Origin of the sequence: Erwinia sp. CGal63 (genome assembly GCF_037026505.1) — a bacterium.
Lineage (GTDB): Bacteria > Pseudomonadota > Gammaproteobacteria > Enterobacterales > Enterobacteriaceae > Erwinia.
Map to the genome: position 1 here is coordinate 1,012,448 of NZ_JAKUMN010000001.1, position 12,813 is coordinate 1,025,260.

At 57.3% G+C, this 12,813-nt stretch carries 11 protein-coding genes and 1 pseudogene; 5 read left to right on the plus strand and 7 right to left on the minus strand.

Going from position 1 to position 12,813, the window contains the following annotated elements; genetic code table 11:
- Positions 1-7: 7 nt before the first annotated feature.
- Together MKZ79_RS04570 and MKZ79_RS04575 are read right to left on the minus strand one after the other, a co-directional pair.
- Positions 8-1,243, minus strand: a complete 1,236-nt coding sequence (locus MKZ79_RS04570; protein ID WP_336140418.1) for a protein-disulfide reductase DsbD family protein — start codon at positions 1,241-1,243, stop codon at positions 8-10.
- Between the two features lie 11 nt (positions 1,244-1,254).
- Positions 1,255-1,809: a peroxiredoxin gene (locus MKZ79_RS04575; protein WP_336140419.1), complete on the minus strand. Its 555-nt coding sequence runs from the start codon at positions 1,807-1,809 to the stop codon at positions 1,255-1,257.
- Between the two features lie 206 nt (positions 1,810-2,015).
- Here MKZ79_RS04575 and MKZ79_RS04580 point away from each other — a divergent pair, with 206 nt between their 5' ends.
- Positions 2,016-4,532, plus strand: coding sequence for an excinuclease ABC subunit UvrA (locus MKZ79_RS04580; protein WP_336140420.1), 2,517 nt, complete (start codon positions 2,016-2,018; stop codon positions 4,530-4,532).
- Positions 4,533-4,595: 63 nt separating this feature from the next.
- On the opposite strand, the gene MKZ79_RS04585 is transcribed toward MKZ79_RS04580, so the two are convergent.
- The 5 genes from MKZ79_RS04585 to ltnD all read right to left on the minus strand — a co-directional run bounded on the left by MKZ79_RS04585 (position 4,596) and on the right by ltnD (position 9,622).
- Complete coding sequence (locus tag MKZ79_RS04585) at positions 4,596-5,951, minus strand: GntP family transporter (RefSeq protein WP_336140421.1); 1,356 nt, start codon at positions 5,949-5,951, stop codon at positions 4,596-4,598.
- 98 nt (positions 5,952-6,049) lie between these two features.
- Positions 6,050-6,835, minus strand: coding sequence for an HPr family phosphocarrier protein (locus MKZ79_RS04590; protein WP_336140422.1), 786 nt, complete (start codon positions 6,833-6,835; stop codon positions 6,050-6,052).
- Positions 6,835-7,461: a 3-oxo-tetronate 4-phosphate decarboxylase gene (otnC, locus tag MKZ79_RS04595; protein WP_336140423.1), complete on the minus strand. Its 627-nt coding sequence runs from the start codon at positions 7,459-7,461 to the stop codon at positions 6,835-6,837. The genes MKZ79_RS04590 and otnC overlap by 1 nt, the downstream gene beginning before the upstream one ends.
- A complete protein-coding gene (otnK, locus tag MKZ79_RS04600; protein ID WP_336141346.1) occupies positions 7,458-8,717 on the minus strand; it encodes a 3-oxo-tetronate kinase in 1,260 nt (419 codons plus the stop codon). The genes otnC and otnK overlap by 4 nt, the downstream gene beginning before the upstream one ends.
- Positions 8,717-9,622 (minus strand): L-threonate dehydrogenase, encoded by a 906-nt coding sequence (gene ltnD / locus MKZ79_RS04605; protein WP_336140424.1) that lies wholly within the window; start codon positions 9,620-9,622, stop codon positions 8,717-8,719. Before ltnD ends, otnK begins: the two co-directional genes overlap by 1 nt.
- Positions 9,623-9,876: 254 nt before the next feature.
- Between ltnD and ygbI the strand changes: the two genes are divergently transcribed.
- The 4 genes and pseudogenes from ygbI to MKZ79_RS04625 all read left to right on the plus strand — a co-directional run bounded on the left by ygbI (position 9,877) and on the right by MKZ79_RS04625 (position 12,627).
- The gene (ygbI, locus tag MKZ79_RS04610) at positions 9,877-10,638 is read left to right on the plus strand and encodes a DNA-binding transcriptional repressor YgbI (protein ID WP_336140425.1); all 762 of its coding nucleotides are present in this window, start codon (positions 9,877-9,879) and stop codon (positions 10,636-10,638) included.
- A gap of 438 nt (positions 10,639-11,076) precedes the next feature.
- Positions 11,077-11,559: pseudogene (locus tag MKZ79_RS04615) on the plus strand (Hcp family type VI secretion system effector).
- A 34-nt stretch (positions 11,560-11,593) separates the two neighbouring features.
- On the plus strand, positions 11,594-12,205 hold the full coding sequence (locus MKZ79_RS04620; RefSeq protein ID WP_336140426.1) for a peptidoglycan recognition protein family protein: 612 nt from the start codon (positions 11,594-11,596) through the stop codon (positions 12,203-12,205).
- The gene (locus MKZ79_RS04625) at positions 12,199-12,627 is read left to right on the plus strand and encodes a hypothetical protein (RefSeq protein ID WP_336140427.1); all 429 of its coding nucleotides are present in this window, start codon (positions 12,199-12,201) and stop codon (positions 12,625-12,627) included. Before MKZ79_RS04620 ends, MKZ79_RS04625 begins: the two co-directional genes overlap by 7 nt.
- Positions 12,628-12,813: the final 186 nt, after the last annotated feature.

Here is a 12,813-nt window from a genome sequence, read left to right on the forward strand (position 1 = left end):
AATCCACTCAAGATTTTTTCCCGTTTTCCGTGGCGCGATCCAGCGCCGAGATAACAATGTTGGGCGTCAGTACCTGCGGCAGTACCACAGGTTTGCCGCCGTCCGCCGGATAAACCACATAAAGCGGCAGGCCGCCGCGGCCAAAATCGCTGAGCGCCTGCTCGACGTCGGGATTATAGTTAGTGGAATCCGCGACCATATAGATGGTATCGGTACGCGCCATTGCCGCTTTCACCGCCTGAGTTGACAGCGAGGTGCGATCGTTAACCTGGCAGGTAATACACCAGGATGCGGTAAAGTTTACCAGAATCGGCTTACCCTGCCCTTTAATCGCCTCGACATTCTGTGGCGTCCAGGCGACGGCGGCAGCCTGCGAAGCTTCCGCTTTATCGGCTACAGGCGCGGCTGCTTTAAGGTTGATCAGCGGCGGCACCGCCAGCAGCAGAAACGCCACGGTGGCCAGATGCAGTGCCAGATGTCCTTTGCCCATCATCCGGCGCTTTTGCGCCATGCCGTAGAGCCAGGCGGCAAAGCTCAGCAGCAGACAGCAGGCCAGAATCGCCGCCAGCGCCATTGAGCCAGCCTGACGCTCCAGTACCCAAATCAGCCAGCCCACCGCGCCAAGCATAGGAAACGCCAGACCGTGCTTCAGCGTATTCATCCATGCGCCGGGCGCGGGCAACACGTTTGCCAGCACCGGGAAAAACGAAATCAGCGTGAACGGCGCGGCAAAGCCCAGCGCCAGCGAGAAAAATATTATCAGGCTGACCGCCGGCGGCTGCGTCAATGCGTAGCCGACCGCGCTGGCCATAAAGGGCGCGCTGCACGGCGTCGCCACGATAATCGCCAACGCACCGGTCAGCGCAGAGCCGGTAAGACCGCCGCGATCGCCGCCCATCCCGCCGACTCGCTGCACGCTCAGACCAACTTCAAACAGGCCGAAGAGATTAAGGGCCGAGCCAAGCATGACCAGGATCAGCAGCGCAATCACCAGCGGCGACTGCAGCTGGAAACCCCAGCCAACCGAGGAGCCGCCAGCCCGCGCCAGCAGCAATATCCCCACCAGCGCCATCATAGTAACCACCACGCCCAGCAGAAACGCCACGCCTTCGGCTCGGGCCTGCGCTGGCCGATCGTGATGACGGAGCAGGCTCAGCGCCTTCAGGGAGATCACCGGAAACACGCACGGCATCAGATTCAGGATCAGGCCGCCCAGAAAGGCGGCGGCGATAGCAGTCAGCATGATAAACCTCGTTATGCCGGATTGGCCTGGCGATATTTTTTCACCGCGTCCATCGCTTTCTGGATGTGCGCCTGCGGATTTTTATCGGTATAGCTGAGCAGGATTTTGCCATCCGGCGCGATCACGTAAGAAGTGCGATCGGAGTAGGTTTTCCCTTTCATCTCCAGCGTGTTCTTATATTCGGTCGCCACCTTTGCACCCGGATCGGCCGCGACGGTGAATTTGTCCCGGCATTCAAGCTGGGAGAATTTAGCAATCTGATCGGTATTGCCTGCGGTCACGCCAATCACCGTCGCGCCCTGCTGTTTGAACTCGTCGGTGGCTTCGGCAAACGCATGGGCTTCCAGCGTACAGCCCGCACTGAACGCCGCCGGGAAGAAATAGAGCACTACCGGCCCTTTCTGCAGCGCCTGCTCAAGGGAAAAGGTGGTGGATTTCCCGGCCAGCGCGGCATCGAGCTTAAAGTCCGGGGCTTTTTCGCCTGCAGAGAGCGCGGCGAAGGCGCTGGTCATAGGTAGCGTCAGGGCCAGCAGCGTGGCGGCGGTCAGGGCTTTCAGATTTTTCATACGCGTTTCCTTTTTCAAGCGACAGGGTTTAGAGCTTTAATCACAGTTTCGCTACAGAGACGGGAAAAGTTTCGCCGCGATGAAAAAAAATTTGCGGCGCGCCTGCTCAGGCCTTAGCCAGCCAATAACAGCAGAGCTGCTACCCTTTGCTTCACTCCCTGCGCCGCAGGCGTAGGCAAACAGCATGGATTTTGCACAGAGAGATTATGAAGCCATCACAAGATAAAAGAGTCAGCGCTGACGTCAGCGTCCACGGCGCCAGAACCCATAACCTGAAGGAGGTGTCGCTGGCGTTTCCTCGCGATGCCATCGTGGTTTTTACCGGCGTTTCCGGCTCCGGCAAATCCTCGCTCGCCTTCGATACGATCTACGCCGAAGCGCAGCGCCGATATCTGGAATCCGTCGCGCCTAATGTGCGTCACCTGATCGAGCAGGCGCCGGTGCCGGACGTGGATAATATTGACGGCTTGCCGCCAGCGGTGGCTTTGCAGCAGAGCCGCGCCGGCGCTCAGGAACGGTCAACGGTAGGCAGCCTGACGCGTATCGCCGTGACGCTGCGCCTGCTGTTCTCGCGGGCGGGCGAGCGGCCTGCCGGCACCCCGTTTATGCCTGCCGAATCCTTCTCGCCCAATAATCCTCAGGGCGCCTGTCCTGCCTGCCAGGGAACCGGTCGATGCCATCAGGTCAAAGACGAGGCGCTGGTGCCTGACGATTCGCTGAGTATTCGCGAAGGCGCGATAGCGAGCTGGCCCTACGGCTGGCAGGCGAAAAATCTGCGCACCATCCTCGAAATGCTGGGATATGACGTGGACGCGCCCTGGAAAACCTTAGGCAAAAAAGAGCGCGACTGGATACTCTTTACCGATGAGCGCCCTTCCGTGCCGGTCTTCGAGGGAATGACCCTCGCCCAACAGAAGGCGGCGCTGGCGGCAGGCCGGAAACCCGATTACAACGGCACCTATACCAGCGCCAGAGCGGACGTGCTGCAAAGCTATGCCGGAGGAAAAGAGTCCGTCAAAAAGCGGCTGGCGCCTTTCGTCGCCGTCACGTCTTGCCCGCTATGCCACGGGAAAAAGCTTAACCCGGACGCCCTTGCCTTTACCTTCGCCGGTTATGATATCGCCGAAATCAGCGAGCTGACCCTTACCCGGCTAAAGGCGTTGCTTCTGCCCTGTGCGCAGGGAGCGTCACCGCTGCTGCCGCGGGAAACGGCGTTAAGAGAAGCCGTGATCAGAATGACGGGCGATATCTGCGAAAGACTCGAGCAGCTTGAGATGCTGGGGCTGGGGCATCTCTCTCTCGGCCGGCAAACCACCATGCTCTCTTCGGGCGAGCTGCAGCGGATACGCCTGGCTACTCAGCTTATCTCCAGACTGTTTGGCGTGCTGTACGTGCTGGACGAACCCTCAGCCGGTTTGCATCCGCAGGATGTACAGGCGCTGCTGGTCGCGTTGCGTTCGCTGATTGCCGCCGGTAACTCACTGGCGATTGTCGAGCACAACCTTGACGTTATAGCCGAAGCCGACTGGCTGATTGAGGTCGGGCCTGGCCCCGGCCATCAGGGAGGCGAAATCGTCTATAACGGCGTTCCGCAAGGACTGGAAAAAGTGACGGCGTCACGCACGGCGCCCTATCTGTTCAGCAAGGCGCGTGAAGGTCTGCGAATGCGCCGCACGCCTGAAAGCTGGCTCAAACTGGAACAGGTTAGCTGCAATACGCTCTCACTGCCTGAAGTCGCTTTCCCGCTGGAAAGCATGACCGTTATTACGGGCGTCTCAGGCGCGGGAAAATCGACGCTGTTGACCCGTGTGCTGCCAGGGCTGCTTGAACGGCTGGATAAAACGCCCGATGACGAAGAGACATCTGAAGAGGACGAAGCGCTGGAAGTGCGAGGCAAAATCGTCGCCGGCGGCGATGGGCTTAACAGGCTGATCCGCATTGACCAGCGCCCTATCGGGCGAACGCCGCGCTCTAACCTGGCGACCTATACCGGATTTTTCGACACGGTTCGCAAGCTGTTTGCCGAAACCGACGAGGCGAAGCAAAGAGGCTACAACGCGAGTCGATTCTCCTTTAACCTGCCCGCCGGACGCTGTGCCGCCTGTGAAGGACAAGGGCAAATCACCATCGAATTGATGTTTATGCCGGCGGTAAGCGCGCCCTGTACGGCCTGCGGCGGCGCGCGCTACAACGATGAGACGCTGAAGGTCAAATGGCGGGAGAAAACCATTGCCGACGTGCTCGACCTGACGGTAGAGGAAGGCACGGACGTTTTCGCGGGCAATGACACCATTCAGCGCTCGCTAACCGCGCTGATCTCACTGGGCCTGGGCTATCTGAAACTGGGCCAGCCCGCGACGGAGCTCTCCGGCGGCGAATGCCAGCGCATTAAGCTGGCCTGGGAGTTACAGCGTACCCAGCGCGGCAACACGCTTTATCTGCTGGATGAGCCTTCCTCAGGTCTGCACCCTTCCGATACGGATAAGCTGATGGGCGTGCTGGATCGGCTGGTTCAACGAGGCGATACCGTCATTATGGCGGAGCACGATATGCGTATCGCTGCGGAAGCCGACTGGGTGATCGACCTGGGGCCAGGTTCGGGTAGCGACGGCGGTAAAATCGTGGCGGCCGGAAAACCGGAAGAGGTCAGCCAGGCGAAGCGGAGCACTACCGCCCGTTATCTTGCCAGCCAGCTGGCGAAAAGGATCGCCGATGCGCGGTAATCGCTAAGCGTGACTGAACGGGAGAAGAAAAATGCGGTTCTTCTCCCGTCACAGAGCAAAGGATCAGATCAGCGCCCAAACCAGCCAGGTGAGCGCAAAGCCGGTCAGACCCATGACGGTGGTCAGCATCGTCCAGGTTTTCAGGCCGTCGCCTACCGACAGGCCCAGATAGCGTGTGACCACCCAGAAACCGGCGTCGTTAACGTGCGACAGGCCCAGCCCGCCAAAACAGGCGGCCAGCGTCACCAGAACCCGCTGCATATCGCCCGCACCCGCCACTGCCGAGGTCAGCAGCCCGCTGGTGGTAAGAATTGCCACCGTAGCGGAACCCTGCGACGCGCGCAGCGCCAGCGACAGGATAAACGCGGCCGGCACCAGCGGCAGATGCAGCGTTTCAAGCGTAAGCGCAAGGGCTTTGCCGACACCCGACTCAACCAGCACCTTGCCGAAAGCGCCGCCCGCGCCCGCTACCAGGATCACGCTGGCCGAGCCGGGGATCGCGCGACCGGTGAGATCTTCCAGCTTCTCTTTGCTCCAGCCGCGACGCACGCCAAGCAGCCAGGCGGCCAGCGCCAGCGCGATAAGCAGCGCGATAGGCGGCGTACCTATAACCATCATCACCTTGCGCAGCAAACTCTCTTCCGCCAGCAACGAATGCGCCAGCGTACCCAGCACGATCAGGGCGATAGGCACCACGATCAGTCCTGAGATCATCAGCGCGCCCGGCGCTGCCGGCTCGTTCTTCTTCTCCGCACCTTCCGGCTTCGCCATTTGCAGGCTTTCCAGCACTTCAACCGACAGCTTATAGTGCTGACGATTCATAACTTTAGCGACAAAGTAGCCCACGACGCCGACCGGAATCGAAATCAGAATGCCCAACATCATCAGCCAGCCCATATCGGTGTGCAATATGCCAGCCGCGGCTGCCGGGCCGGGATGCGTCGGCAGCGCCACGTGTACCGTCAGCATCACGCCCGCCATCGGCAGGCCAAACTTCATCGGCGACACGCGGGCGACTTTGGTAAAGCCGTAAATCAGCGGGATGACAATAATAAAGCCGACTTCGAAAAAGACCGGAATACCGAGAATAAAAGCAGCCATAGTCAGCGCCGCTACGGTGCGCTTAATGCCCAGCGATTTGCTGAAGCGCTGCGCCAGCGACTCTGCGCCGCCAGAAGCCTCGATAACCGCGCCGAGCATCGCGCCCAGCACGATAATAATAGCGATATGGCCGAGCAGCCCGCCCATGCCGCTCATAATGACTTCCATAATTTTTTCAGACGGAATGCCGGTAGCGATGGCGACCAGCAGGCTGACAATCAGCAGAGCGACGAAAGGATGGACTTTGGCTTTAATGACCAGCAGCAGCAGGATAACGATGCTGGCGGTCGCAATGGCTAACAGCATAGCGGTGGACATGAAAAACCTCAGATATTGTTATCGTTTTAACCGATGGGGGTACCCGGTGCAGGCAAGGTTGAAGCAAACCGGCGCAAAGCGCCGGAAAGTACGGGTTTTCAGCGTTTTTTCGCCCAGGGTTTGAACCAGCCAAGCCCGGCGAGCGTGCCGTTTCGCGGCAGATATTCGCAGCCTACCCAGCCGTCGTAGCCCACTTCATCAAGCAGGTTAAACAGCCACGGATAGTTGATTTCGCCTTCGTCAGGCTCGTGACGATCCGGTGCAGAGGCGATCTGCACGTGGCGATAGCGTCCCGCGTTGGCGCGGATCAGGTGGCTCAGGTTGCCGTCCACCATCTGCGCGTGAAACAGGTCGAGCTGGGTAAAGACGTTCGGCCTGTCGATGCGCGTCATCATTTCCAGCGTCTGATACTGGCTGGCATAGAGATAGCCAGGCTTGATTTTGGGGCCGAGCGCCTCCAGCAAGATAGTGACGCCGTGCGGCGCGAAACGATCCGCCGCGTAGTGAATATTGCTGATAAAGGTTTCCACGCAGGCCGCGCGATCCATGCCTTCCTGCACGACGCCGGCCATGATGTGCACCTGCGATACGTTCAGCGCCAGCGCGTACTCCAGCGCGCTGTCGATATCGGCGCGCGCGTCGGCTTCGCGTCCCGGGATCGCCGTTACGCCCCATTCGCCCGCCTGAACGTCGCGTGGAGCCGTATTAAAGAGCACCAGCTTAAGGTTGGTTTCCGCCAGCTTTTGCTTCAGCAGCGTTGCAGGATAGTCATAGGGGAAAAGAAACTCGACGGCTTCAAATCCGGCTGCGGCCGCGGCCGCAAAACGATCCAGAAACGGCACCTCGTTAAACTGCGTGGAGATATTGGCTGCAAACTTCGGCATTATCGGCTCCTTAACTCGTCGACTTCCGGTTCGCTGAGGTAGCGGATGGCGCGCTCGCCCAGCGTGAAGATCAGGCGAGCCGTCTCTTCCAGTTCTTCGGTATTGTCTGCCGCTTCGCGCAGCGTTTTCCCCACCACGACCGAGCCGTGGTTCGCCAGCAAAAAGCCGCGATAGCGGCCAGCCAGCCCGGCGAGATCGTCCGCCAGTCGCTGGTCGCCGGGTTTGTAGTAAGGCACTACCGGCACATCGCCGACGCGCATCACCACATAAGGCGTAAATGGCCGGATGCAGTTGTGCTGATCGAGCCCTTCCAGACAGGAGAGCGCCGTCAGGTAATGGCTGTGTAAATGCACCACCGCTTTGCAGTCCGGATCGTTGAGGTAGAGCGCACGGTGAAAGGCAATCTCTTTGGAAGGCTTATCACCGGAGAGCCATTCGCCTTCTGGCGTCACCTTTGAGAGGCGCTCGCCGTCCAGCTCGCCCAGGCAGGAACCGGTCGGCGTCGCCAGCAGATTACCGTCTTCCAGCCGCAGGGAAAGATTGCCGGCGGAACCGGTCGCATACCCGCGCTGAAAGAAAGAAGCGCCCAGCTTAACCATCTCCTGGCGAGCCTGTTGTTCAGTCATAGTGGAAACTCCGTTTGCGCGCGGCGGAAAAACTCTTCGTCGCCAAAATTGCCCGACTTCAGCGCCAGCGACAGCGGCTGATGGATATCGCGCACCCAGGGTACGCCGGGAGAGATGGTTGGCCCAATATGGAAAGCGGTGACGTCAAGACTCTGCGCCACCACGCCGGAGGTTTCGCCGCCCGCGACAATAAAGCGCTGCCAGCCGCGGGTTTTCAGTTCGCGAGTCACGGCGGCAAAAAGTGCCTCAACAGCGGCGCTGCTGCGTTCCGCGCCATATTCCTGCTGAATCGCCTGCAGCTGCTGCGCGTCCGCCGTCGCGTAAAGCAGCGGCGCCAGCTCGCCATCGTTGTTAGCGGCGACCCAGTCGCAAAGCTCGCGGGCATAGTCGCTAACGTCAGCCAGGCAGCGGCGGACGTCCACTTCCTGGGCCGGAGCGAGCTGGCGATAGGCGTTGACCTGCCTGTTGGTCATTTGCGAGCAGGATCCGGAGATCACTACCGCGCGCTCGCCCTGCGGACGCCCTGCCGTTTCGGCATCTTCGTCGCCCTGCGCCGTCGCCCACTGACGGGCCAGCCCAATCGCCAGACCAGAGCCGCCGGTTACCAGATGGCAGTCGCGCAGCGCTTCGCCCTGCGTCAGCAGATGCTGCTCGTTGGTAGCGTCCAGCACCACGTAATTGATCCCCTGCGCTTTCAGCTCCTCCAGACGATCCCGCACGGCGTCGGCGCCTTTATCAAGCAGCGGCGCGGCGATCAGACCAGCTTTACCCTGCGACTGGCGTTCCATCAGACGCAGCAGATTGCTGTCGGTCATCGGCGTAACCGGATGATGGCGCATACCGGAATCGGACAGCAGCTGCTCGCCCACAAACAGATGCCCGGAATAGACGGTGCGACCGTTAACCGGCAGCGCCGGGCAAATCACCGTCATCGTCTCGCCCAGCTCGGCCAGCAGCGCATCGGTCACCGGGCCGATATTGCCTTTTTCCGTGCTGTCGAAGGTTGAACAATATTTGAAGTAGAAGCGGTCGCAACCCTGCTCCTGCAGCCAGCGCAGCGCGGCCAGCGACTGTTCTACGGCTTGTTCGACCGGACAGGATCGCGATTTCAGACTGATAACAATCGCCTGCGCGGTAATCGCTTCCTGCTGCTGCGGTACGCCATTGAACTGAATGGTCGCCAGGCCGTTCTGAGTCAAAAAACTGGCGATATCGGTCGCGCCGGTAAAGTCATCGGCGATGACGCCTAAACGAATCATGCCTGCTCCTTACCCTGAGGCAGCGTAATGCCGCTGAAAATTTTAATCACCGCGCTGTCGTCTTCGCGGCCATAGCCAGCGTTGCTGGCTTCGGTGAACATATTCAGCGCGGTAGCGGCCAGCGGCAGCGGGAAATGCAGCGCTTTGGCGGTTTCCGCGACCAGGTTGAGGTCCTTAACAAAAATATCGACCGCGGATTTCGGGCTGTAGTCACCGTCTACTACATGGCGCATACGGTTTTCGAACATCCAGGAGTTGCCCGCCGCGTTGGTCACCACTTCATACATGGTTTCCAGTGGAATGCCCGCGCGTGCCGCCATCGCCATCGCTTCCGCGCCTACCGCGATATGGACACCAGCCAGCAGCTGGTGAATGATTTTTACGGTCGACCCCAGGCCGATTTCGCTGCCGACGCGGTAAACTTTCGCCGCCACCGCATCCAGCACGGGCTGCAAACGTTCAAAAGCGGCGTCGCTGCCGGAAGCCATAACCGTCATCTCGCCGGTGGCGGCTTTGGCCGCGCCGCCGGAAACCGGCGCATCCAGCATCAGTAGCTGGTGCTGCGCCAGCTGCTGTTCAATTTGCTGCGCATCCTGTGCCGAGATGGTGGAAGAAACCATCACCACAGTGCCCGGCTTCAGCTTTGCCGCCAGACCATTCTCACCGAATAGAATCGCATTGACCTGACGAGCGTTCACCACCAGCAGCAGCACCGCTTCCAGCTGGTCGACAAAGCCGTCGGCAGCAGTCTGCGCATCGCGGGCGCCCGCCTGACGCAGCGTTTCCAGCGCCGTCGGGTTCAGATCGACGCCCCATGTATTCAGTCCTGCGCGGATACAGGACGTCGCTGCGCCCATGCCCATCGAACCTAACCCGATCACGCATACGTTTTGAATTGGCACCGCGGCCTCCATTGTTAAATTAAGTGATTATTTGTTCAATGTTGTTAATCGTGCCAGCTTATCGGGTTAATAAATGTGCCAGGTATCACAGTTTCAGGTTAAAGCACAAATTCGCACATTTCTTCACACAGACGGTTGTGCCTGTGTTTTCAGAGGATTTAAAGCAAATCCCCTGATAAAAAGGGGATTTGCAGTTCGCATCGCGGCCTCTTTTCGTTACAATGTGAAAAATTGATAATTTCACAGGAGCAGACGTGATCCCGGTTGAACGACATCAGCAGATCCTGGCGATGGTGGCCGAACGCGGCGTGGTGAGTTTTTCTGAACTGACCGAGCGGCTTGGCGTTTCGCATATGACCATTCGTCGCGACGTGCAGAAGCTGGAGGAGCAAGGCGCCCTGCTGGCGGTTTCCGGCGGCGTGCGTTCGGCGGAAAGGCTGGCGGCCGAACCGTCGCATCTGACCAAAACGTCGCTCTATAACGCTGAGAAAAGCGCGATTGGGCGTTACGCGGCGCAGCATATTCCGCGTAACAGCTGCATCTACATTGATGCCGGCACCACTACGCTGGCGCTGGCGCGCGAGCTGCTGGATCGCGACGATCTGCTGGTGGTGACCAACGATTTTATGGTGGTTAATCTGTTAATGGAGAGCAGCCATTGCCGGGTGATCCATACCGGCGGCAAAGTGTGCCGCGACAACCGCTCCTGCGTGGGAGAGAGCGCGGCGCGCAGTTTGCGTCATCTGGCCGTGGATATCGCTTTTATCTCCGCCTCCTGCTGGGGGCCGCGCGGACTTTTCACCCCGGATGAAGAGAAAGTCACGGTAAAACAGACGGTGTGTGAAGTGAGCAGCAGACGCATACTGCTGAGCGACAGCTCGAAATATAACAAGATCGCCACCTTTATGGCGCTGCCGCTGGACTGTTTCGATACGATTGTTACCGATACGCATCTGAGTCCAACCGCGCGCGAAGCGCTGAGTGGAGGTAGCTGGCAGCTGGTGCTCGCAGAGTAATTTTCCGGGCTTTATCAGAGTGGCACGGCCAAAGAGAAAGACGCTCTTCTCTGGCGGAAACGCGTTATTTCTCAAGGCCGTCGCATTTGTCTTTTGGTAATTTATGAATTTAATTGATTTATGACTAACAAAAAGCATTTGATTCTTTTTTTAATTTTGCACCAGGTTAATCCTGTTCCGGGTAAGGAAATAGCGCCGCGATTAATTTAGCTCTGGCGTTGTCTTGCCGGGAGTATAATGTTAATTTATTTTGCTGATTATTATCCCTTACCACTGCAATAAGCATTGTCTCTGCACGCTGCGCTTGCTCCGGGATGACGTCATCAAACTGATTGATTACAGATTTTAGTAAAGCATTGCGCTTTTCCCGGCGTGTTAACGGAACCCTTATTCAGGTTACAGGTAAAGGTAAAATTTCCATTTCTACAAGGAAGAGTAATGGCTCAGGACAGTTTTCTGAAACTTAGCGGTATCCAGGGGGAATCCGAGGATTTATCGCATAAAGGCGATATCGAATTAATTAACTGGGAATGGTGCGTCAGCCAGACGTCAAATATGCACGCGGGCAGCGGCGGCGGTGCGGGAAAAGCCACCATTTACGATCTTAATTTTGAACACTACGTCGACAATGCCAGCCCTGCGCTTTTGCAGTACTGCCTGACCGGAAAGCCCATTTAACAAGCTGTGCTTACCCTGCGCAAAGCCGGCGGCTCGCCTCTGGAGTATCTGCGTATTACTCTGCAGGAGGTGCTGATCACCCGTGTGCATCCTGTTTACTACAAAACCATGCCTGTGCCGCGTGAGGCAGTCAGCATGGCTTTCTCCCGGGTCACAATGGACTACGTACTACAAAACGCGCTGGGAAATCCTGCGGGGACAATTTCTGCAGGATTTAATATCAAAGCCAACGCGGCAATCTGATTGTGGAAACGATAACGCTAAGGAGGGAGCAAATATGTTATTTATCGATAAAAACGGCATGGTCGATGCCGAACGCATAGTAAAAAAACGATTCAGAACCATCGAGCGCGGCGACCTCGATAAGGTCAATGGCATAGTGGTGCATCAGACCAACTCGCCAACAGCTGAAAGCACGTTCAACAGCTATCGGGACAGGAACGCCACGGGTGCCCACTTTTTGATAGATAAAAATGGGGGAATTTATCAAACTGCTTCACTACACAAAATCACTTGGCATGTAGGGAAAATGAAGTCACGGTGCTTTTTAGAAAAAAAATGTGAACTAACCGAACTCAAGGTCATCTCCAGCCTGGAAAGAAACTGGAGGAATTCCAAAAAAATTTCTGATAGGGAAAGAGCGAAAAAATTTCCTGTCCGCTTTCCCGCTAACAGCGACAGTATCGGTATTGAAATAGTAGGAATGGCTTATGATGTCGATGGGGAAACAGATAAAATATACGAAGAGGTTAACGATGTGCAAAACGCAGCTCTGAAATGGCTGATATCGGAACTAACAGAAACGCTTGCAGTTGCCCGTACTGAGATATATCGCCATCCAGAGATAGCCAGAAAAAATGCGACAGAAGCGAGTACAGCAAAATGGTAAATAACAAATTTTTATTCGCAATTATGGTTTTTCTCTTTCCTGGTCAGCCCTTTGCCGATCGTGTCGTTAAGATTGAAATCGAGAAAACGGGAATAGCCTATAAAGGAAGAAGTGAAGTTGAACAGGAAGGATGTAAATTATTCAGGCCAACCGAAAAGCAGCTTATTCAATATTTTAATCAGGCTCAGCGACTGGAATTTGGCGGTTGGCGAGAGCACAAGTACTATTCGCCTTGCATAGTAATTGGAAGAGTCACGTTTAAGGAAGGAATGTCGGGCAGATTTACCCTGCAGTCCAGCGGATTTGGCTATGGGGTTTTCAATCACCAGCAAATTAATTTTTTTAATGAATTCAATCCGTGGTTCGATCCTTTTCAGTGTACCTATGCGATGGGCGATGAAGTTGAGCCGGGCTGTGATTGATATCGCAGCGCACGCTGTTATCCACGCCACTAACCGGTAACGTCGTCGCTGTAGCCACGAAAACTGGCGGGCGCCGGACAATCTTCTCCGGCGTGGCGTCGCCGCAGCCTGGCCGTTAAGCCCTTCTCTCTTCTCGGTTTCCCTGCCGCCGCGCCCTTCACTTTTCCAGCCATGAACTATGATTTA